Source organism: Mycolicibacterium pulveris, from assembly GCF_010725725.1.
Classification (GTDB): Bacteria; Actinomycetota; Actinomycetes; order Mycobacteriales; family Mycobacteriaceae; genus Mycobacterium; species Mycobacterium pulveris.
On the sequence record NZ_AP022599.1, the window covers coordinates 2,020,718 to 2,042,077 of the forward strand.

Consider the following 21,360-nt stretch of genomic DNA (forward strand, 5'->3'; position numbering starts at 1 on the left):
TCACAGGATCGCCCCCGACTCCTTCAGTTTCTCGATGGTTTCCCAGTCGAGTCCCGCGTCCATCAGGACTTCTTCGGTGTGCTGACCGTGTTCGGGCGCACCCGTGGGCACCACCGAGCGCTCGTCGAACTGGACGGGGTTGGTGGGTATCGAGAACGGAACGCCGTTGACGGTTTCGGTCTGGGCGACATATCCGTTCGCGGTGACCGCGGGGTCCTCACACACTTCCGCCGGTGTCTGCACGATTCCCCACGCACCCGAGAGCGGCGCCAGGATTTCGCGCCATTCGGCGACCGTGCGTTTGGCGAACGCCTCGTCGAGCAGGGCGATCAGGCTCACCCGATTCTCGTACCGCGATGCGGGGTCGGCGAACCGCGGATCATCGATCAACTCGGGCAGGCCGATCACCCGCATCGCCTCCGCGTAGAACTTGTCGAGTTGCAGCATCATCAACTGGACATAGCGCCCGTCCTTCGTGCGGTACGTGCCCACCAGCGGGTTGGGCGCGTCGGCGTGGCCGAACTTGGGAATGGCGCTGCCACCGTGGATTTGGCTCACAGCGACGTCGGGACTGAGGTTCCACGCGGCAAGCCCGAGCAGCGACACGTCGACAACTGACCCCTGACCGGTCGTCGCCTTCTTGTACAGTGCGGCGGCGATGCCGCCCGCGATGGTCATGCCGCCGAGGAGGTCGCCGAACGCCGGCCGGGAACGGACGAGTTCCTCGGCGTCTTCAGTGAGGACGGTGGCGATACCGCCCCGCGCCCAATAGGACACCCCGTCGTACCCGGGCTTGTTCGCGTCGGGACCTTTGGGGCCGTGCCCGGACCCACGGACGTACACGATGCTCGGATTCACTTCCCGAATGTCATCGACATCGATGCCGAACTTCTTACGGCGGTCCGGCAGATAACTGGTCAGAAACACGTCGCAGGTCTTGGCCACCTCGCGGACCACGTCGCGGCCACCCGAAGTGCTCAGGTCCACGCCGATCGACTTCTTACCGCGGTTGGGAATCTCGATCATGTAGTTGACCGCACCACCCCCCTCGTCGACGATGCCCATGGTGACCAGACCGCGCTGCGGATCTCCACCCGCACGTGGCTCGACCTTGATCACCTCGGCGCCCCACTCGGCGAGCACCGCGCCGGCCGATGGCACGAATGTCCACGCGGCAACCTCGAGCACACGGACCCCGCTTAGTACGTTGTCGACGCTGATGACGGCCTCCTACAACCGGTAACGAGCATTTACGAATGTGAGAATCGCACTTTCATAGCGGTTTGTAAACGCACTAGGGCCGCCTGGACAGGCGGCCGGGAAGCGCCGGGTCTCCACTTTCCCAGAATGCGCGCCAGGTGGGCATCCGATGGGGCATCGGCGCACGCAGCGGCACATCGGTAGGCCATCGAATGAACTCCGGCCCTGGGCGCTCGGTCACATCGACCGAGTACCAGGGGTGTTCTCGTCGCTTCACGAAATACCAGTTCCCGTCGCGGCGCTCGTAAACGTCGTCGTAGCGCATCGTGATGACAAACCACCCGTCGCCGTCCTCATGCTCGGCACGGCAGTAGATCGAGCCGGTCGCATGGTCGTCGTCGACGAAATCGATTACGTGTCCGCAGATCAGATGGATGCTGCGATAGAACCTGCGGAGCACCTCGTCGTACCAACTTTTCAGCGCCGCTCTGCCCTTGCCGTGCTCACCGGCGTCGACGTCGTCGACGAACAACGCCACCAGGGCGTCGAGATCGCGCGCATCCAGCGCCATGGCGTAGCGGCTGGGCAACTGCGCGATCTCAAGATGGGATTCCAGCCGGTCCGACGACGACATGCGTGCAGTGTAATGGCCGTGCAGGGCTAGCGAGAACAAGTATTCTCGCTTTTCGACAGAGTGGATATCCTGGGTGGGCCACCCCGTCCGAGCGGAGGATTCCAGTCGTGCCTTTCCCGAGCATCACGCCCACGATCCCCGCGCTGGTTCGGTCGTGCGCGGCGAGCTTCGGGGCGAAGCCGTTCCTCATCGCCGACGGGCAGACGCTGACCTATTCCGACCTCGACCTCGAGTCGGCGCGGTTGGCGACGGCGCTGCTGGCCGAGGGCTTCGGCAAGGGCGATCACGTCGGCATACTCATGCCCAACAGCGTCGACTGGGCTGTCACCTGGTTCGCAACGACCCGAATCGGCGCGGTCGCGGTGCCACTGAACACGTTCTACAAGGCTCCGGAGCTGGCGTGGACAGCCCGTCACGCGGACCTGCGGGCGATCATCGCCCGGCCGGAATTTCGTGGCAACAGCTTTCTCGACCGGCTCGAGGAGGCACTTCCAGGACTCGCGGACCAAGCCATCCCCGGCAGGCTGGTCGTCCGGGGCGCACCATATCTGCGCATGATCGCGGTGCTCGGTGAGGGTGAGCGCCCGTGGACGACGGCGCTTTCGGCCGACCGCGCGACGGGACTCGAGCTCGACTTTCTGGTCGACGTCGAGTCCTGCGTGACGCCGGCCGACGACGTGATGATCATCTACACCTCGGGAAGCACCGGCGACCCGAAAGGCCCGGTGCACACCCACGGCACACTGGTACGCCACTCGTACAACCTGACCTTCGACTACGGCATCACGAACGACACGGTGATGTTCACCTCGATGCCGTTCTTCTGGGTCGGCGGCTTGATCACCGGCATTCACGCCGTGATCCACCACGGCGCAACGCTGGTCACCCAACCGGCGTTCGACGCGGCCGATGCGCTCGAGTTGATCGAGCGGCACCGCGCGACCATCACGCTGGGTTGGCCACAGCAGGGCAAGTCGCTGGCGGAGCATCCGAACTTCGCACGACGCGACCTGAGCTCGGTGCAGCGCACCAGCATGCCCGCGATGGTGCCGCCCGAACGCCGACCGAAAGGTCCGAACGCGCTGGGGATGACCGAACTCTGCGGCAACCACATCGGTGTCGATCCGTATCCTGCCCAGCCGGCCGAGCGCGCGGAGACGGGTGGATATTCGATCGAGGGACTCTCGCATCTGCTGGTCGATCCCGCGACGGGAGACCCCGTGCCCCCCGGCACGGACGGCGAAATCTGGGTGCGCGGCTACTCGCTGATGCAGCGGTTGTACAAGCGCGAACGCGAGGACGTGTTCACCCCGGACGGCTATTACCGCACGGGCGACTGTGGAGTGCAGTACGACGACGGCTGGATCAGGTTCACCGGCCGGTTGGGCGATCTGATCAAGACCGGCGGCGGGACGAACGTCACCCCTGGCGAGGTGGAACAGGCACTGACGGGTTGTGACGGCGTTCTCGAGGCGTACGTCGTCGGCGCCGAGGACGGGCACAACGGCACGATCGTGGCGGCGGCGGTGGTGCCGCGCGGTGAGGCCGAGTTGGACCCCGCGGAGTTGCGGGCGCAGGTGCGCAGCCGCCTCTCGGCATACAAAGTGCCGAAGTTCATCTGGGTCACGCCGAAGGAGAAGCTGCCGTTCACGGCGACGGGCAAGGTCAAGAAGACCGACCTCGCCAAGCAGCTGAGCGACCTTCTGTCAGACGGGTGACGAACCCGCAGATTGCCGGGTGACGACCGATGGCCCCGACAAGGGCCTGGCGATCACACCTGGCGGCGCGTCGACGACGCTGGGGATGGCGTTCACCGCCGCCAGTGCCGTGGCCGCGACCCCCGGGTTCACCCGGTCGGTCTCCGACTGCTCGAGGTGAAGCTCGAGGTCCATGTTGGGATTTCCTTTGACGCGAAACACCATTCCGCCTTGACCCTCGCGGGCCGGCTTGGGCCAACGGTCAGGCCATGGCGTGCTGCTGACTGTCGCGAAGTACTGAACCGCGACGGCAGGGCGGCCACCGACGATCCCGGAGAGCTGCCATCGGTGCGCACAGATCGTGCCCTCGGGAATGACACCGAGTGCGGTGGGGAGATCGGTCGGCGCGAGCAGCGTCTCCCAGTCCAGCTCGATTCCTTCGAGTTCGAAGCCGAGGATGTCGGCGATGTAGGACACCACCGTGCCCCAGTCCTTGTCCACCTTCCCCGACGCGATCCGAACCGGAACATGGCCGTCGGGCTTTCCGAACCCCATCGACTCGTGCAGGACATCCCAGATCGGGTAGGACTTGTCGAGGTCGAGCGCGTATTCGTCCATGCGGTACGAGTCGACGCGACCGGCCCCTGCCAGCAGCGCCGTGGGAATGTTCAGGCTGATGAACCCCGGCTCGCTGCTGGTGGCATAGAACGTCGAGTTGCCTCGTGCTGCAGCGCTTTCCAGCGTGTCGCGCCATTCGGCGGGAGCCGCCGCGGGATAAACCATGGGGATCAGCGAGAACGTCACCACGTTGATGCCGGCGTCGAGATACGCGGCGATGTCTGCGATCGCCTCTTCTTCGCGTCGAACGGCGGTCGCGCAATAAGTCACACAGTCGGGTTTCAACGCGAGAACGGTTGCGAGGTCGTCGGTCGCGGATACGCCGACAGATGGTGCACCGCACAGTTCGCCTGCGTCCAGCCCGGCCTTTTCCGGCGTCGACACCTTCACCCCGACGAGATCGAGCGCTGGATCATTGATCACCGCGCGTAATGCCTCACGGCCGGTGAAACCGGTGCCTGCGTGGACAACTCGGTATCGTCTGCCGAGCCCATCTGTCACCATCTGCTCACTCTCCTCGCACGTGGCCATTGATGTCACCGGTAAAACGGCCCCGGTTTGCCGGCGCCTTCGAGATGCCCGTACGGGTCGTACAGGTTCATCTCGGGATAGGGATTCTGGTCGAATGAGGGCCTCGACAGGCCGGCTTCCCGCAGCCCGGCAAGCACCGCCAACGGCACTGAGAACGACACCAGGCCCACGGCCACCGAGATCAACAGCTGCCGTGTCAGCGTCACCTTCGGGCGGCCTGACCGCGCGGGCAACCACCGCGCGATGCGGTTGATCAGCACCATGTCGCCGCTCTCATCACGCACACACATCACCGCGACCATCGCGAAGATCACCGAATCGTAGAGCGCCATGATCAGCGGAAAATGGATGTGGCCGATCTGAAGCACAGGCCCGACGGCTTCGGTGTAGAAGAAGATCCCGGCCCGCATCCAGGTGAACTGGATGACGCCGTTGATCGGGATGGCGATGATCGTCGCGCCGATGAACACCCTGATCAGCCTGCGCTCCGCCAGCCAACGCGTGCGCCGCATCAGTGGGTCCAGCAGTAAGTCGTGCAACTTCAGAAATCCCAGCCCGTTGAGCAGATAGTAGGCCGCATAGCCGCCCAGAAATGCCAGGGCGGGTTCGAGATTCGGTGCGATGTTGACATACGGCCATGAAAACGGGAAGTGCAGCATCCGCGGATCGAAGATCGCGAACGTCGCCCAGTTGGCGAGCGGATCCAGCGCCCCGGTTATGAGCCCGGCGAACGCGATGACGACCGCCCAGTGCACCTTGCGTTGGCGCCAGGACAGCCATCCCAGCACACCGACCAGGCCGATGGCGAGCGGAATCGAACTGAAGGCCACGCCGAGCGGCCAGTTGTCGAAGCCGAGGAACGGTGGGTAGGGAGCAGGACCGGGATTCGGATTGGTCTTTGTCGGGTGCCCGTGCAGGCCCGACTGGATGTTCACGATGGTCACGATCGCGAACACCAGATAGGCGGCGAAGAACAGGCCCCATCCGACCCTGGCGGGCCACGGCGAGAATCGGGTCACGGTGGATGATTCGATGCCGGAGCTTGAGCCGCGCTCAACGGTATTCGCCATGTCACACGCTCACTGGCAGAGTCGACCAACCTCTCACACTGGTGGTGTGCGCACGCTTGGCCGCCCCATAGTCGACTTCCCAGTCCGGCCAACGCGTCAGCACCTCCTCGAGCGCCACACGCGCTTGCATGCGTGCCAATGCGGCGCCGAGACAGAAGTGAATGCCACGCCCGAATGACAAGTGGGCGGCCTGCCGATGGATGTCGAACCGGTCCGCATCCGGGTACTGTCGCTCGTCGCGGTTCGCCGAGCCGTTGATAAGCAACATCACCGAGCCCTCAGCGACTGTCTCACCGTAGAGTTCGACATCACGGGCGACATAGCGGGCCTGCACGGGCGACGGCGCCTCGTAGCGCAGCACCTCCTCGATCGCCGCGGGGATCAGGCTGAAATCCGCCGCGAGTTCACGGCGCTGGTCCGGATGGTCGGACAACAGTTGTCCGGCGAAGCCGATCAGCCGCGTCGTCGTCTCGTTTCCCGCTCCGACGAGGGTGCCGGTATAGGTCAGTACCTCTCCGCGGGTCAACCGCCTGGTACTGCCGTCGGGTTCCTCGATCTCAGCGTTCACCAGCTCCGTCATCAGGTCGTCTGATGGGTGGTCGTAACGCCAGTCGATGAACTCCTCCAGCATCGAGCCTTGACGCGTCAGCGCGTCGTCGGCCACATCGACGAGTTCGCCGTCTTTGAGCTCGAGAAGCCGGTCGGTGTTCTGCCGGATCGCGATCTGCCTGTCCTCGGGGATACCCAGCAGGTATCCGATGGTGCGCATCGGCATCCACGCGCCGAGGTCGGCGATGAAGTCAAACGTCTCCGCTTTCTCGAGGGGTTCCAGTGCGCGCCGACAGAACTCCCGTGCCAGTGGTTCGATGGCAGCCATGCGCCGCGGCGTGAACACACCCGACAACAGCCGCCGGTGAAAGTCATGGATCGGCGGGTCCTCGAACAGGATGATGCCCGGCGGTACCTCGACGCCGTTGAGGATGAACTCGATGGTGGTGCCCTTGCCCGACCGGTAATCCTCCCAGTTGGCCAATTCGCGGGCGACGTCTGAGTACCTGCTCAACGCGTAGAAACCGTACTTGTCGTTGTGGTACAGCGGCGCTTCGTCACGCAGCCGTTTCCACACGGGGTAAGGATCGTCGTCGATGTCGAAGTCGAACGGGTCGTAGTACGGCCCAACCTTCACCCTGTAGGTCACTCCGTGAGAATAGGCTTTACCGGGCTTCGCTATGGCGCGTTTCTCCCGGCCCGCTCTTTGCATGCGCGGCCAGGACGCTCGCGATACGGTCGGCTATCGCCGCAACTGCCCATGTGAGAATATGAATTCTCGTATCACGCGGAGATCGGATTCGCCGGCGCATATCGGTGTCGAAGGAGGCGCAGAATGGCCCCAGCCGCCGTTCGCAGCTTCATCTTCGCCGTTGAGTTCCGAATCGGCGAATCCCGGCGCGTGGGATCGGTACTCGCGCGTCACGAGGAGAGTCTCCGCGACCTCGGTGCGCGATATGCGTTCGTGTACGAGTCGATAGTCGAAGCCGGAAAAGTACTGGTCGTCATCGGTGTCCGCACTGAGCAACCGCTGCTGGACATTCTTCGCTCGCCGTACCTCTTCGAATGGTTCGACGCCGTCGGCGTCGAAGACCTTCCTGCCGTCTTCGCAGGCGAAGCCGTGAGACGGTTCGACCTCGGTGAACCGCCGGCGCCGGGCACCGAGGTGGTGGTTGCCGCGGTCACCCGGGTTGAGGATGTCGAGGTCTTCGTGAATCGCGTGCGCGAATCGCTGGCCGATTTCGCCCGGTCGGGCATCCGCCGAACCCTCGTCTACCGGGCCCTCGACACGCCCCGTGAAGTGCTGTTCCTGCACCAGCTTGCGACGGCCCGAAACGCGCTGCAGTGGGTCGCCCATTCCGACATCGCCTCGGAATGGCTCGCATCCGCGGGGGTCGGCGCCTACCCGCCCGTCTTCGTCGGGCGGTTCGTCCATGCGATGCGACTGGCCGAGACGGCCGGGACGGACTTGCACTGATGTATGTCTGCCTGTGTCTCGGCGTCACGGTCGAGACGGTCTCCGATGCCGTCGCCGCCGGCGCCTGCACTTCACGACAGGTGTCCACCGCGTGCGGCGCCGGTTCGGATTGCGGCAGGTGTCGGCGCACGATCCGCTCGATCATCGACTCCGCTGCAGCGACAACGGAATCAGGCAGTCAAAGCAGGGTTTGAGCGGCCGATAGAAGGGACCGATCAATGGATTTGGGCTTCGAAGGTGCGACGGCCGTCGTCACCGGTGGCAGTAAGGGCATGGGGCTGGCGATCGCCGAAACGCTTGGCGCCGAAGGGGCATCGGTGGCGATCATGGCGCGTGGACAGCGAGGCCTGGATGCCGCGGCCGAACGGATCCGTGAAACCGGCGCGCCCGAGGTGCTTGCACTGACCGTCGACATGGCCGACGCCGGCTCGATCGCGGCAGGGTACAGCGCGGTCGGTGAAGCGTGGAAACACCTGAACGTGTTGGTGCACACGGTGGGACCCGACGCGGGTGCCTTCGAAGATCTCGACGACGACGACTGGCACGCTGCCTTCGACCTGGGCACCATGTCCGCGGTTCGATCCGTGCGCGCAGCACTCCCGATGCTGCGTGCCGCCGACTGGGCTCGAATCGTCACCCTGTCCGCGCACTCGATTCAGCGCCAGAGCCCGCGACTTGTCGCCTACACCGCAACGAAAGCGGCGTTGTCGAGCTTCACCAAGAATCTGTCGAAGAGCCTTGGACCAGAGGGCATTCTGGTGAACTGCGTATGCCCGGGCACCATTGTGACCGCGAGTTTCACCGAGATTCTCAGGGACGTGCTCGGCGCCGACGGACTGAACTCCGCGGATCCGCACGATGTGATGACGTGGGTGGAGCGCACCTACGGTCACCCCTGTGACCTCGGCCGGGCCGGGCTGCCCGAGGAGATCGCCTCGGCGACGGCGTATCTGGCGTCACGCCGGAACGGCTACGTCACCGGAGCCACCGTCAATGTCGACGGCGGTTCGGACTTCATCTGAGCCCTGGCTCGCTCAGCTGTTCTTCGACATCTCCGCGGCGGCCGTGTCGGCCCACTGCGCCTGGTGCCGGCCCATCGTCATGGCGCCGTTCCAGCCGCCGTCGGTCCACAGCACCTCACCGCCGACATAACTGAAGCGCGGGCTCCCGAGGCAGACCAGGGGCCAGGCCTGCTCCTCCGGCGTCGAATACCGCCCGATCGGTCCGACCGCCTGATCGACGGTGTCCTTACCCATCAGGTCCTGGAAGGCCGGCATCATCGCAGTCTCGGTGGGTCCCGGATTGATGCAGTTGATCCGGATACCGCGGCGACCGAGCTCGGGGTACCACCACCCCACCCACGCGTCGATGATGTACTTCGAATAGGCGTAGCCGCTCCACGACCACAACTTCTCGTTGGCCGACAACCACTCGACAGCCGCCTCGAACCCTTTGGTTTCGAGCAGCCCGGTGATGACCTTGATGTGGTCCTGCCACCCGATTGCGGCCGACGACGAGATGACGCTGATCGCCGACCCGTCGGGCATTTTCGGTACGAGGCACTCGGCCAGGTGACGCGCCCCGACGAAGTTGACCAGGATCGTGTCCCACTCGCTGAACGGCGGACCGGGAAGCCCCGCACAGCTGAAGAGCCCGTCAACCGGGCCGTCGATGGCCGCCGCTACCCCTTCGATACTCGACTGGTCACGCAGATCGACCTGCAGCGCACCCGCGACGGGAACGGTCGTGGGTTTGATGTCGAGGGCGGTGACCGTCGCGCCGAGATCGACGAGGATCTGCGCGGTGGCCTGCCCCATGCCGGACGCCGCGCCCGTGACGACAACCGACTTGCCGCGATACCCCAGCACGTCCTCCATGACACGCTCCTGCCGAGAACTTCATTTATCGGATATGAGAACCCACGTTACCGACCCGGTTCGTCCAGTGCGCGACAAACGGCGCAATGGTGGACAGGTCGTACAGCCCGGGTTCGGCGGCAACTACGGCGGGTATCGCGTTGATCGCGTGCATCGCGGTGGCCAGGCAACCCTGTTCGGCGTGATCTTCGCCGGCGGAGCCGATTTCGAGATGGATCCGCAGGTTCGGCTCACCTTCGAAGGTGACCTCGTAGCCGATCTCGGTCGGCCAGTCCGGAGCCAGATCGTCGGCCATGCGGGTGAGATGCTCGACGGACATCGTGGTCTCGCCGCAGTCGACCACGACACCGAATCGCATGGCACCGACGGTGCCCGCCGGGATGTCGCCCGCGGCGACGGTCAGGGCGCGCGGTGTCGTCGCGACCTCGCGGAAGCCCTGCACCGATTGAATCTCGAGTCCGAGCGCCTGAGCGAGCACGGTCGCGCTGCCGATCCATGCCCCGGCCGCGTAGTCGGGGTTGGCCAGCAGCGGCGTGGTGTCCTGGGGTGCATGCCCGAAGCCCATGGCGTTGAAGATCAGGTCGTGGCTTGCATATGTCGAGTAGTTGAGCACTTCGCGGACGTTGATCCTGCTCGTCCGCTGCGTCAACCGCGACAGAACGGGCGCGATCGACTCCGCCACGAAACCCGGATACAGCCCCAGCCCGAGGAACGACGATTGTCCTGCCTTGCAGGCGCTCTCGAGGTTCTCTGCAAGCGATTCATGCAGTGAGCGTGGATGAATGAACCTGCTGCCGGTGGCGATGACGTTCTTTCCGGACGCGAGTAGGTCGCAGACGTCGGCGAAGCAGCCGGGCGTGTCGGTTTCCACCTTGCCCATGTAGAGCACCACGTCGGCGTCGGTGGCGATGACGGCATCGCGATCGTCGGTGGCGCGCACTCCGGTCTCCCCCACGCCGCACAGCGCACCGGCATCGACTCCGGCTTTCGCGGGGTCGTAGACACGCACCCCGACAAGCGTGAGGTCGGGTCGGCCGAGAACGTGCCGCAGCGACATCATTCCGGTGACACCGGTGGCCCACTGAATCACACGAGTCATCCCGACACTCCCTCAATCTGGACGGATCGGCTGCGGTTCAACCACGTTTCCCGTCGGAGGTCGCTAGCGGACGGCACCCGCACCGACCGCGCGTGCGATGTTGTCACTCGGCGCCGCGTGGAATACGTGCCGGCTTCCGTCCGGCAGTATCCGACGCGCGATCAGGTAATCGGAGCCCAGCCAACCCTGCCTGATATAGCGACCGAACCGCAAGAACGTTCCCGGCGCTCCGCTGGCCGACGGCACGAGCTTCACCTGCTCGATACCCTCCTTGACGCCCTCGCCGGTCAACGGACGCGCCGCCGCCAAACCTCGAGCGATCACGGTTGCGACGTCGTGGCACAGACCCGGCATCGAATGCGTGGGACGACGGCCGTAGCGCGCCTCGAACCGGTCGAGGAAGGCCTGGCCGACGACGTTGCGTTCGTCGTAGCTGTCCAAGCCGATCCAGCCGCGCAACTGCCGCATCCACTCGGCGTTGATGTGCGCCATCTCGAAGGCGGTGGTGGTGTAGCGCGGCGGATCCCAGCCCGCGGCCTCCAGCGCATCCGAGAAGCCCCACAGCCCGTGACCGAAACCCACGTGTACGAGGGCGTCGGGGTCGGCGGCACGAAGTTCGGCGACGACGGCTGCCTTGTCGGCTTCGACCTGGGGGATGGCGGCCGTGGTCACGATCTTCAAACCCGCGGCGGAGTACGCCTTTTCGGCAAACGCCAGGTACTCCTTGCCGATCAGCGACGCCTCGTAGGCGATCGCGATGCGCGACCGGCCGTCACCCAGCATCACCGCGGCGAGCATCACCGGCTCCTCGGGCATCGACCCGTTGTTGAGTGCGAACGTCCACTCGCCCAGCGCCCCCTCCGACCCCGAGAGGATGATGTTCGCAACCTTGGCCACCCGGTCGGCGTGCGCGGTCAGCGGCACCGCGTTGTCGGAGACGTAGGGGCCGAAGATGGCCAGGCAGCCTTCGGCGACCAGCTCGTCGTACCCGCGTTCGACGGCGTGGTAGGTGCCGTTCGGCAGGCCGATGACGTCGCGCCTGATTACCTCGATCGGCCGGTCGACCACCCCGGCCGCGACCGCTTCGTCGAACACCAAGCGCAGCGTGTCCATCGTGTCGTCCTCGAGCCCCGACCTGGTCGGATAGTCGTTGAGCAAGCCGACTTTCAGCGGGGCCACCGATCCGTACGCGCGAACACCTTCGTCTGCCATTCCAGCAACATACAATATGCAGGTTGCTACCATGCTCGCCATGGCCAAGCGCGGCGGCACAGACTCCGAACGACGGGCGCGCGGAGACCAGACCCGCCGCGACCTCATCGACGCGGGCCGCACGCTGTTCGTCGAGAAGGGCTTCTTCAACACCAGCATCGGCGACTTGGTCATGACCTCCGGCGTCGGTACCCGCGGTGCCTTCTACCACCATTTCAAGGACAAGGCCGAGCTTTTCCGCGCGGTGTTCGAGGAGGTCGAGCGGGATCTCACATTGCGGTCGCTCGCGTCCCCGCCGCCGGGTGCCGACTCGTGGGAACGGCTCTGCGCCGGCCTGCACGGCTTCCTCGAGTCGGCGCTCGAACCCGAAGTGCAGCGCATCATGCTGGTCGACGGCCCTGTCGTACTGGGCTGGCGGACACTGCGCGCGATCCAGGAAGAAAACAGCATCGCGCTGATCGACGAGATGGTGCGCAATGCCATCGCCGAAGGCAACATCGACGACCTGCCCGTTGCCGAGTTGACGCACATGCTGGTCGCGTCGCTGGAGGAGGGCGCGCTTCTGGTGGCACATGCCAAGAGTCCGGGGCGGGCCCGCGCCCGCGCGGCGCGGATACTCGACCGGCTCCTGTTGAGCTTCGCGACCGAGCCCCGCGACGTCGTACGGAAGTAGGGCTGAGTTTCATGAGCGATGACCACTGCCCTCAGCCGGAAATGTGCATTTCCATTATTGATTATGGTTCTTCTACCGGACTGATAATGTTTCTTCACCCCGCTCGCAAGGAGATCTGATGTCAGACGCGCCACCACTGCGCGTTGCCGTAGTCGGGGCGTCCGCCGGTCTGGGTCGTTGCATCGGCATCGGGCTGGCGCAGAAGGGCGCCAAGGTCGCCTTCCTCGCGCGACGCCGTGACCGCCTCGAGAAGGCAGCCGAGGAGGCGGGCAACGGGTCGGCGGCGGTTGCGTGCGACGTCACCGACGGCGCCGCCTGCCAGAGCGCCATGGAGACCGTCGTCGAGAACTTCGGCGGCCTGGACGCACTCGTCTACACCACCGGTGTCGGCGTCCTCGCACCGCTGACCCAGGTGACCGCCGAGCAATGGGCGAACCTGTTCGCCACCAATGTCACCGGCGCATCGCTCATCACCGCGGCGGCCGCACCTCACCTCGCGGCCGCCGCCGGGTCGGCGGTGTACTTGTCGTCGCTGAGCGCGTCGTACTCCGCTCCGTGGCCGCTCCTCGGAGCCTACGCCGTGTCCAAGGCCGCCCTGGACAAGCTGGTCGAGGCCTGGCGCATCGAACATCCGAACATCGGCTTCACCCGCCTGGCCGTCGGCGACTGCTTCGGCGGTGAAGGGGACTCGCAGACCGAGTTCAACAAGGCGTGGAACCCCGAGGCACTGGAGAACGCCATCCGGTTCTGGATGGAGAACGGCTATATGCAAGGCGGTCTTGTCGAGGCCGATCACCTCGTCGACGTCGTCGACTCCGTACTTCGTTGCGGCAACAGCAGTTTCATCCCTTACCTGACCATGGCTCCGCGGCCCTCCGGTGCGGTGGCCGAACTTCGGCAGTGGTGAAGGACTTTCGGTGACACACGAATCGCGCATGCTCATCGACGGCAAGCTCGTCGAATCCGAGACGGGCCGCCAGTTCGACAACATCAACCCGGCGACCGAGGAGGTTCTCGGTGGTACCGCCGACGGTACCCGCGCCGACATGGAACGTGCCGTGGCGGCCGCCCGGCACGCGTTCGACCACACCGACTGGTCGCGCGACGGCGAGGCCAGGGCCGCCGGGCTTCGTCAACTGCAGGCGGCGCTCGAGGCCGAACGTGAGGAACTCCGCGGCGAACTCATCGCGGAAGCCGGTTGCCCCCTCCTGAGCACCTTCGGACCACAGCTCAACGTGCCGCTCAGGGAAGCCTTGAGCTGGCCGGCCGACATGATCAGCCAGTTCCAGTGGAAGAGAACGCTTCCCGACAAAGACGCGTTTGGCATGGGCACGCTCGCCGAACGCGAAGTCTGGAAGGAACCCATCGGTGTCGTCGGCGTCATCACACCGTGGAACTTCCCGCTGGAGATCATCCTCAACAAGCTCGGGCCGATCCTCGCCATGGGCAACACCATGGTGCTCAAGCCGGCACCCGACACCCCGTGGAACGCCACCCGCATCGGCCGGATCATCGCCGAGCAGACCGACATCCCACCCGGGGTGATCAACATCGTCACCTCCTCGGACCACCTCGTCGGCGAGGTTCTGTCGACCTCGCCCCTGGTCGACATGGTGGCCTTCACCGGGTCGACGGCGACCGGGCGGCGCATCATGAAGGCCGCTGCGGACACCGTCAAGCCGACCTTTCTGGAACTCGGCGGCAAGTCGGTATATCTCGTGCTCGACGACGACGGCGACATCAGCGCGTCGGTGGGCGGCAGTGCGTTCATCTCGATGCACGCCGGACAGGGCTGCGCCATGCCGACCCGGCTGCTGGTGCCTAATTCCCGATATGCCGAGGCCGTCGAGATCGTCAAGGTCGCGATGGAGAAGAACAAGTACGGCGACCCCACCGACCCGTCGGTGCTGCAAGGTCCTCAGGTGTCGAGACGCCAGCAGGACCGGGTGATGGGCTATATCGAGAAAGGCAAGCAGGAGGGCGCCCGGCTGGTCACCGGCGGCAACATCCCCGCGCACCTACCGAAGGGGTTCTTCGTCGAGCCAACGGTTTTCGCAGACGTGGACAACCGGATGACAATCGCCCAGGAGGAGATCTTCGGGCCGGTGCTGTCCGTCATCGGATTCGACGACGACGACGATGCGGTGCGCATCGCCAACGACTCGATCTACGGGTTGTCCGGCGTGGTGTTCGCCAACGATCTCGATCGGGCCAAGTCGGTCGCCAGCCGGATCCGCACGGGAACCCTGGGAATCAACGGCGGTCTGTGGTACGGCGCCGACGCCCCCTTCGGCGGCTACAAGCAATCCGGAGTCGGACGGCAGTGCGGCATTGAGGGCCTCGAAATCTTCACCGAAACCAAGACTGTCGGCTGGCCAAAGGAGACCTGATGAAATCACGAGCGGCCGTATTGCGCGGCGTAGGTGTCGACTGGGAAGTCACCGACGTCGAACTGGACCCGCCCCGCGCCGGTGAGGTGCTGGTCAAGATGGCCTACGCCGGCATCTGCCACTCCGACGAACATTTCTACACCGGCGACAGCGTCCCCGGCCCCGACATGGAGGAGATGATGCGGGCCTCCGGCGTGCCGGTGCCGGAGTGGTTCCCGATGCTCGGCGGACACGAGGGATCGGGCATCGTCGAAAGCGTCGGTCCCGAGGTCAAGGCGCTCAAACCCGGTGACCACGTGGCCATCTCGTTTCTGCCGGCCTGCGGGAGCTGCCGCTGGTGCGCCAGCGGGTACACCTATATCTGCGACGTCGGCGCCGACCTCTACAGCAAGGCGATGACCACCGACGGCACCTGCCGACGGCACGTGTCGGGTCCCGACGGCGACGAAGACCTGATGGCGATGATGCAGGTCGGCACCTTCTCCGAGTACGTCGTCGCCTCCGAGCGGTCGCTCGTCAAAATCCACGACTGGATTCCACTGGAGGCCGCCTCGTTGGTTTCCTGCGGTGTGACAACGGGTTTCGGCTCGGGCTCGGTCGCCGCCGGCACGCAGGCCGGTGACACCGTCGTCGTCGTCGGTGTCGGCGGAATCGGCATGAACGCCGTCCAGGGGGCGAAGGTGGCCGGCGCCAAGCACATCGTGGCCGTCGACCCGAACGAGTTCAAACGCGAGATCGCACCCACCTTCGGTGCGACACACACCGCCGTCGACGCGGGCGCCGCCCTGGAACTGGTCAAGGACATCACCTGGGGTGTCATGGCCGACCGCGTCGTGCTGACCCCGGGCGTGGTGCCGCCGGACCTCGTGCTGACGGCGATGCTGCTTCTGCGCAAGGGCGGCACCTGCGTGCTGACCGGTATGGCGAAGGTCAGTGATCTGATGGTCCCACTGAGCTTGCCCGACATGGTCAGCTCGTGTAAGACGCTGAAGGGTGTGCTCTACGGCGAGATGAACCCGCGCGACGCGATGCCGAAACTACTGTCGATGTACGAGGCGGGCATCATCAAACTCGACGAGCTGATCACGAAGCAGTACAAGCTGGACGACATCAACGAGGCGATGAAGGATCTGCGCGCGGGCAACAACATCCGCGGCGTCATCGCGTTCTGATCGATCCAGGGCCCGCCGTGCCGGGGTAACGTGCGGGAGATGAGTGCTGGCGAGCAACGCGCCGGAGTGGATCTGACCAACCTCGATCAACCGCTCAGCCCCGACGCCGGGGCGACGAAGCGGGACCTGGTCGACTACCTCGACGCGGTCGCCGCACGGATGCTGCCCGGGCTGGCCGGGCGCCCGCTCACCGTGCTGCGCATCCTGCGGGGGCGTGATCCGTTCATGCAGAAGAACGTGCCCAAGTACACCCCCGACTGGGTGCGCACGGTGTCGATCTGGGCCGAATCCTCACAACGGCAGGTCCGTTATGCGGTGTGCGACGATCGCCGCACGCTGCTGTGGCTGGCCAACCAGCGCGCCGTCGAGTACCACCCGGCGCTCGGTCTGGCCGACGACATCTACCGCCCCACGCATCTGGTGCTGGACCTCGACCCACCCCCAGGAGGCGACTTCGCCGCGGTCGTCGCCACCGCGCACCTGGTGCGTCAGGCGCTGGCCGATGCCGGTCTGACCGGCACCGTCAAGACCAGCGGCGCAAAAGGCCTGCACGTGTTCGTACCGGTCGACGACAGCGCGCCGGTCGACGACGTCGCCGCAGCCACTCGCGCGCTTGCCGCACGGGCAGAGGCTCTCGATCCTGCCACGGCGACAACGGCTTTCATCGTTGAGGACCGGGCGGGAAAGGTCTTCGTGGATTCGACGCGGGCAGGCGGGGCGACCATCGTCGCCGCGTACAGTCCGCGGCTGCGGCCCGGCACGCCGGTGTCGTTTCCGCTGGCGTGGTCGGACTTGGACGGTGTCGCCCCAACCGATTTCACGGTGCACACCGCCATCGATGCTCTTGCCGGCCGCGATCCGTGGGCCGAGACCATGCCGGCACCGCAACGGCTTCCGCACGAGCTGATCGAGCACGGCCGCACGATCCCGGTCGCTCGGGTGGCCGCGATGCACGAAGGCAAGCGCCGCGCCAGGGCACGTCGAAAAGGCAGCTGAGCCCGGACCTTGGGGCACCAGCAGTGGGCCTCGGGTAGCGTTGAAGTGTGGTTTTGGCAGCGGCGATTCAACTCGAGGCGGTTGTGGGCGACGTGGACGCCAACCTCGCCGCCTGCGAACGCCTCGCCGACGAAGCGGGTCGCGCCGGCGCTCGAGTCATCGCGCTCCCCGAGTTCTTCACCACCGGCATCGGGTTCGTCGACGCGTTGAAAGACGCTGCCCTACCCGTGGACGGCAAGGCGACCGAGTTGCTCACCGCCCTGGCCCGCCGGCACGGCGCGCTGGTCGGCGGTTCGTTCCTGTGCCGAGACGCCGACGGGCACGTGCGTAACGCCTACATCGCCGCCGACGCCGGCGGGGTGGTGGGCCGACACGACAAAGATCTGCCCACCATGTGGGAGAACGCCTTTTACGTCGGCGGCCACGACGACGGCGTGTTTCACGTGAACGACCACGACGTCGGCGCGGCGGTGTGCTGGGAGCTGATGCGTACCGGCACGGTCAAGCGTCTGCGGTCGCGCGTCGACCTGGTGATGACCGGCTCGGGCTGGTGGTCCATCCCGCCGTGGCCGCCTCGGTCCGTGTTCGACCGCTGGGAACGCGGCAACGCCGCGACGGCCCGCCTCGCGGCGGCATCGTTCGCCAAGTACGTCGGGGCACCGGTGGTGCATGCCGCACACGCAGGCGCATTGACGTGCCCCATGCCGTTGTTGCCGATGCGCTACCGGGGGTATTTCGAGGGGGCGACGCTCATCACCGATGCGCGTGGAAAGGTGATCGCGGAGCGCCCCGCCGAGCAGGGCGAGGGCGTCGTCCTCGGCGAGATCGAAATCGGCCGCCGCGCACCGTTACTCGATCCGCCGAACAGGTTCTGGCTGCACCCGCGGGGACCGCTGCCGACTGTGGTTTGGCACTATCAGCGCGGGCATGGTCGGCGGTGGTATCGCCGTCACGTGATGCGCGCCGCAACGCCGTCGGCGGCAGGGGTCGGCGACACCCCACGCGATTGATCCGAATCCGTTGCGCGACAGTCCCGTGACGGCGGAAAACACCCATCGGTGATCGCCGTCACGGACATCGGGGCCGCTCGTGCCCGTCAGCACGTACCCTTTTGGTGATGGAGCTGACGGTTGAGTAAGGACAACTCCGCGACAGGGCGGCCGATCGATGCGGTCGCCTGGTGGTTCGTTCCGCATCCCGTGCTCGTCGTCGACCGATCCGGCATCGTCCGCGCGTTCAGTGCCCCTACCGAAGCCGTGTTGACCGGCGTCGAGATCGGCACGCGGCTCGCCGACGCCGCGCCGTCGTGGCTGGCACAGGCCCACGAGCACAGGACGGACGGTGAAGACCTGTCGCCTGCGAGGGGCGAACTCGACGGTCGCGAGTTCACGGCTCGGCCCACGCCGCTGTCGGCGGACGAAATAGCCTGGTGGTTGATCGCGGAACCTGACGGGTCGCTGCGCGACGCGCACGAGGCGCTGGCACGGGAACGGGACCGCGCGGCCTTCCTCGACAACGCCTCGGCGGTGCTGATGGCGTCGCTGAACTTCGACCGCTGCACCGAGGCCGTCGTCCAGATGGCGGCCAGGCACCTGGCGGACGCGGCGGTCCTCGTCGCCCCCGAGCGCGAAAACCGGCTGCCCGTCGTCTACAGCGGACCGGACGACGTCGCGGAGCACCGCAGGGTCGACGCGGACCCCGCCGACGTGCCGGGCCTCAGCGAGGCGCTTCGCGGGTTCCCTCCGGTGCCGTCGCGCTGGATCGACCCGTCGACCATGCCCGACTGGCTGATCCCCCGCCACCTCACGCAGCCGGTGGGATCGGTGCTCATCACCCCGCTGCCGGGTCACGGCGTTCCGGCGGGCGCCCTCGTCCTGCTGCGCCGCGACTCGGCCACCGCCTTCAGCGACGGCGAGGAGCTGTTCGCCCGGCTTTTCGCGGCCCGCGCAGGTGCGGCGCTGTCCGCCGCCCAGCTGTATGCCGAACAATCGGCAATCACCCGCACCCTGATGCGCGATCTGCTGCCCCCGCAGCTGGATCGGCTCGACGACTTCGAACTCGCCGGCGGCTACCGCGCCTCCGAGGATCATCAGCTGGTCGGCGGTGACTTCTACGACGTCCACCGCGGCGCGGGCCCGAACGGCGAGACACTCGTGGTGCTCGGCGACGTCTGCGGAAAGGGCCTGGAGGCCGCGGTGCTCAGCGGCAAGATCCGCAACACCGTGCAGGCCCTGGCGCCGCTCACCGATCAACACGAAGACGTGCTCAAGCTGCTCAACAGCGCCCTGTTGTCGCCCAACAACAGCCGCTTCGCGACGATGGTGCTCGCGTCCATCGCCCGCCGTGACGGTCGGTTGACGCTGCGGCTCACCTGCGCCGGGCATCCTCCTCCCTTGATCCTGCGGAACGACGGAACCGTGGAACAGGCGGACACGAAAGGCATGCTGGTCGGCGCGTTGGCACAGTTCAAGGCCCAGTCGACGGAGGTCGTGCTGGCGCCCGGCGAGACGTGCCTGCTCTACACGGACGGACTCAGCGAGGCGCGAGGGGGCCCGCTCGGATCGGAGATGTTCGGCGACGAGCGGCTCATCGATGCGTTGGCCCACTGTGCCGGTCTGCCCGCAGAGGCAGTCGTCGAGCGGATGATGATGCTCACCTCGGAGTGGGTAACCGAGCGGACACACGACGATATGGCCGTCGTGGCCATCACGGCTCCGCGCCGCACACGTCGGGGCGAGGTCGACGGACACCCTGGGGGTAGGTACAGAGCGTGAGCAGTAGAGACACCGGCGCGGCGCGCGACCGGCTGTGGGAGGCGGTTCTCGACGGGGACGAGTACTCCGCCGTCAGCGTGGTGTTCGAGGCGGTGGACGCGGGAATCACGCCCGAGGACGCGTTGCTGGAGGTGGTCGCGCCCGTACAGCGCAAGGTCGGCACGGAGTGGGCGGCCAACCGCATCACCGTCGCACAGGAACACGCCGCCACCGCGATCAACGACCGAGTGATCGCCGCACTGTCCCAGCACCCCGCCTCGAGGACCCACGCTGCCGCCGGCCGCGTCACCGTTGCCTGCGTCGACGGCGAATGGCACGCGCTGCCGGCCCGCCTGCTCGCCGAGGTGCTGCGCCTGCGCGGCTGGCGGGTGGATTTTCTCGGGGCTCAGGTGCCGACGCCCCATCTGATCGCGCATCTGCACCAGCACGCGCCCGACGCCGTCGCGTTGTCGTGTTCGATCCCGACCCGGCTGCCCGCCGCGCACGCGGCGATCACCGCCTGCCAGTCCGCGGGTGTCTCGGTGCTCGTAGGTGGCGCCGCGTTCGGCCCCGACGGCCGCTATGCCCGCCTGCTCGGTGCCGACGCGTGGGCCCCGGACGCCCGCGCCGCCGTGCAGTGCCTGAGCGACGACCTGGCACGGCTACGCCTCACCGCGACCGCGTCGTCGGGTGCGCTGCCGCATCTGGAGGACCAGGAGTATTCGATGGTCAGCGGGACGAAGGCGCAGCTGGTCAAGTCGACTGTCGCCGAGCTGGAGAACCGATTCCCCGCGATGCGCGACTACAGCGTGGCGCAACGCGAACACACCACCGAGGACATCGCGCACATCATCGACTTCCTCGCGACCGCACTGTATGTCGACGACGACGACCTGTTCACCACGTTCATCGTCTGGACCGCCGAGGTGCTCGAAGCCCGAGGCGTACCAGCGACCTCACTGATTCACGCGCTGGATTTGTTGTCCGATCAACTGCGAGACTTCCCCCGGACCCAACGTCTGCTCACGGCAGCGCGCACGGCCTTGACCGCGAAGACCACCTCGCCGATCGCATGAGACTCATCCTGACCACCGAGACGACGACCCGGTCGATACGCGTAACCGTCTCCGGGGACGTCGACTTCGGGCAGGCGGCCTATCTGATCGACACCGTCTCCGACTTGCTGAGTGCCCATCCCGACGTGCAGGAGCTGCATCTCGACTTCACGAAGCTGACGTTTCTCGACTCGACGGGGCTGTCGGCCCTGCTGCAGATACACCGGCAGACAACAGAACTCGGGGCGCGGATGCACCTGGACAATCGGCCGGCGCACCTCGACCGGATCCTGGAGATCACCGGGCTGCTGGACTACCTCACGGCGAACCGTAGCGAAGAGACCGAAGTCCGTTGAG

At 66.2% G+C, this 21,360-nt stretch carries 21 protein-coding genes; 13 read left to right on the forward strand and 8 right to left on the reverse strand.

Features of this window, described 5'->3' with window-relative positions; all coding sequences use genetic code 11:
• The gene (locus tag G6N28_RS09815) at positions 1-1,221 is read right to left on the reverse strand and encodes a CaiB/BaiF CoA transferase family protein (protein ID WP_163906061.1); all 1,221 of its coding nucleotides are present in this window, start codon (positions 1,219-1,221) and stop codon (positions 1-3) included.
• Between the two features lie 73 nt (positions 1,222-1,294).
• Complete coding sequence (locus tag G6N28_RS09820; protein WP_128110494.1) at positions 1,295-1,834, reverse strand: nuclear transport factor 2 family protein; 540 nt, start codon at positions 1,832-1,834, stop codon at positions 1,295-1,297.
• Between the two features lie 107 nt (positions 1,835-1,941).
• Here G6N28_RS09820 and G6N28_RS09825 point away from each other — a divergent pair, with 107 nt between their 5' ends.
• Positions 1,942-3,552, forward strand: a complete 1,611-nt coding sequence (locus tag G6N28_RS09825) for a class I adenylate-forming enzyme family protein (RefSeq protein ID WP_163899802.1) — start codon at positions 1,942-1,944, stop codon at positions 3,550-3,552.
• Here the strand turns inward: G6N28_RS09825 and G6N28_RS09830 are convergent.
• Genes G6N28_RS09830 through G6N28_RS09840 form a run of 3 tightly spaced genes read right to left on the reverse strand, consistent with a single transcriptional unit; the run spans position 3,541 to position 6,948 of the window.
• A complete protein-coding gene (locus G6N28_RS09830) occupies positions 3,541-4,653 on the reverse strand; it encodes a dihydrodipicolinate reductase (RefSeq protein WP_179962050.1) in 1,113 nt (370 codons plus the stop codon). The two genes, G6N28_RS09825 and G6N28_RS09830, sit on opposite strands and share 12 nt — an antisense overlap.
• A 32-nt stretch (positions 4,654-4,685) precedes the next feature.
• Entirely contained in the window at positions 4,686-5,699 is a 1,014-nt protein-coding gene (locus G6N28_RS09835) for a spirocyclase AveC family protein (RefSeq protein ID WP_235674531.1), read from the reverse strand.
• A 52-nt stretch (positions 5,700-5,751) separates the two neighbouring features.
• Entirely contained in the window at positions 5,752-6,948 is a 1,197-nt protein-coding gene (locus tag G6N28_RS09840) for a cytochrome P450 (RefSeq protein ID WP_235674532.1), read from the reverse strand.
• 186 nt (positions 6,949-7,134) lie between these two features.
• Between G6N28_RS09840 and G6N28_RS09845 the strand changes: the two genes are divergently transcribed.
• From G6N28_RS09845 to G6N28_RS09855, 3 genes are read left to right on the forward strand one after another with little or no spacing between them, the layout of a single operon-like run.
• On the forward strand, positions 7,135-7,776 hold the full coding sequence (locus G6N28_RS09845; protein WP_163899809.1) for a fatty-acid--CoA ligase: 642 nt from the start codon (positions 7,135-7,137) through the stop codon (positions 7,774-7,776).
• On the forward strand, positions 7,776-7,970 hold the full coding sequence (locus tag G6N28_RS09850) for a (2Fe-2S)-binding protein (RefSeq protein WP_163899811.1): 195 nt from the start codon (positions 7,776-7,778) through the stop codon (positions 7,968-7,970). The genes G6N28_RS09845 and G6N28_RS09850 overlap by 1 nt, the downstream gene beginning before the upstream one ends.
• A gap of 24 nt (positions 7,971-7,994) precedes the next feature.
• Complete coding sequence (locus G6N28_RS09855; protein ID WP_128110488.1) at positions 7,995-8,798, forward strand: SDR family NAD(P)-dependent oxidoreductase; 804 nt, start codon at positions 7,995-7,997, stop codon at positions 8,796-8,798.
• Between the two features lie 12 nt (positions 8,799-8,810).
• Here the strand turns inward: G6N28_RS09855 and G6N28_RS09860 are convergent, their stop codons facing one another.
• From G6N28_RS09860 to G6N28_RS09870, 3 genes are all read right to left on the reverse strand, one after another.
• On the reverse strand, positions 8,811-9,653 hold the full coding sequence (locus tag G6N28_RS09860; RefSeq protein ID WP_163899813.1) for an SDR family oxidoreductase: 843 nt from the start codon (positions 9,651-9,653) through the stop codon (positions 8,811-8,813).
• Between the two features lie 25 nt (positions 9,654-9,678).
• Complete coding sequence (locus G6N28_RS09865) at positions 9,679-10,752, reverse strand: NAD(P)H-dependent amine dehydrogenase family protein (RefSeq protein ID WP_163899815.1); 1,074 nt, start codon at positions 10,750-10,752, stop codon at positions 9,679-9,681.
• A 63-nt stretch (positions 10,753-10,815) separates the two neighbouring features.
• Positions 10,816-11,964: an ABC transporter substrate-binding protein gene (locus G6N28_RS09870; protein WP_163899817.1), complete on the reverse strand. Its 1,149-nt coding sequence runs from the start codon at positions 11,962-11,964 to the stop codon at positions 10,816-10,818.
• A gap of 40 nt (positions 11,965-12,004) precedes the next feature.
• Between G6N28_RS09870 and G6N28_RS09875 the strand changes: the two genes are divergently transcribed.
• From G6N28_RS09875 to G6N28_RS09915, 9 genes are all read left to right on the forward strand, one after another.
• Entirely contained in the window at positions 12,005-12,637 is a 633-nt protein-coding gene (locus tag G6N28_RS09875) for a TetR/AcrR family transcriptional regulator (protein ID WP_163899819.1), read from the forward strand.
• A 118-nt stretch (positions 12,638-12,755) separates the two neighbouring features.
• Positions 12,756-13,544, forward strand: coding sequence for an SDR family oxidoreductase (locus G6N28_RS09880; protein WP_163899821.1), 789 nt, complete (start codon positions 12,756-12,758; stop codon positions 13,542-13,544).
• Between the two features lie 28 nt (positions 13,545-13,572).
• Positions 13,573-15,027, forward strand: coding sequence for an aldehyde dehydrogenase family protein (locus G6N28_RS09885; RefSeq protein WP_163906065.1), 1,455 nt, complete (start codon positions 13,573-13,575; stop codon positions 15,025-15,027).
• On the forward strand, positions 15,027-16,199 hold the full coding sequence (locus G6N28_RS09890; RefSeq protein ID WP_163899824.1) for an NDMA-dependent alcohol dehydrogenase: 1,173 nt from the start codon (positions 15,027-15,029) through the stop codon (positions 16,197-16,199). The genes G6N28_RS09885 and G6N28_RS09890 overlap by 1 nt, the downstream gene beginning before the upstream one ends.
• Positions 16,200-16,238: 39 nt before the next feature.
• Positions 16,239-17,195, forward strand: coding sequence for a non-homologous end-joining DNA ligase (gene ligD, locus G6N28_RS09895; protein ID WP_163899826.1), 957 nt, complete (start codon positions 16,239-16,241; stop codon positions 17,193-17,195).
• Positions 17,196-17,242: 47 nt separating this feature from the next.
• On the forward strand, positions 17,243-18,205 hold the full coding sequence (locus tag G6N28_RS09900; protein WP_163899828.1) for a carbon-nitrogen hydrolase family protein: 963 nt from the start codon (positions 17,243-17,245) through the stop codon (positions 18,203-18,205).
• Between the two features lie 120 nt (positions 18,206-18,325).
• Positions 18,326-19,969, forward strand: coding sequence for a PP2C family protein-serine/threonine phosphatase (locus G6N28_RS09905; protein WP_163899830.1), 1,644 nt, complete (start codon positions 18,326-18,328; stop codon positions 19,967-19,969).
• Positions 19,966-21,024: a cobalamin B12-binding domain-containing protein gene (locus G6N28_RS09910; RefSeq protein ID WP_163899832.1), complete on the forward strand. Its 1,059-nt coding sequence runs from the start codon at positions 19,966-19,968 to the stop codon at positions 21,022-21,024. The genes G6N28_RS09905 and G6N28_RS09910 overlap by 4 nt, the downstream gene beginning before the upstream one ends.
• Positions 21,021-21,359, forward strand: coding sequence for an STAS domain-containing protein (locus G6N28_RS09915; RefSeq protein ID WP_046750509.1), 339 nt, complete (start codon positions 21,021-21,023; stop codon positions 21,357-21,359). The genes G6N28_RS09910 and G6N28_RS09915 overlap by 4 nt, the downstream gene beginning before the upstream one ends.
• The last annotated feature ends 1 nt before the right edge of the window (position 21,360 follow it).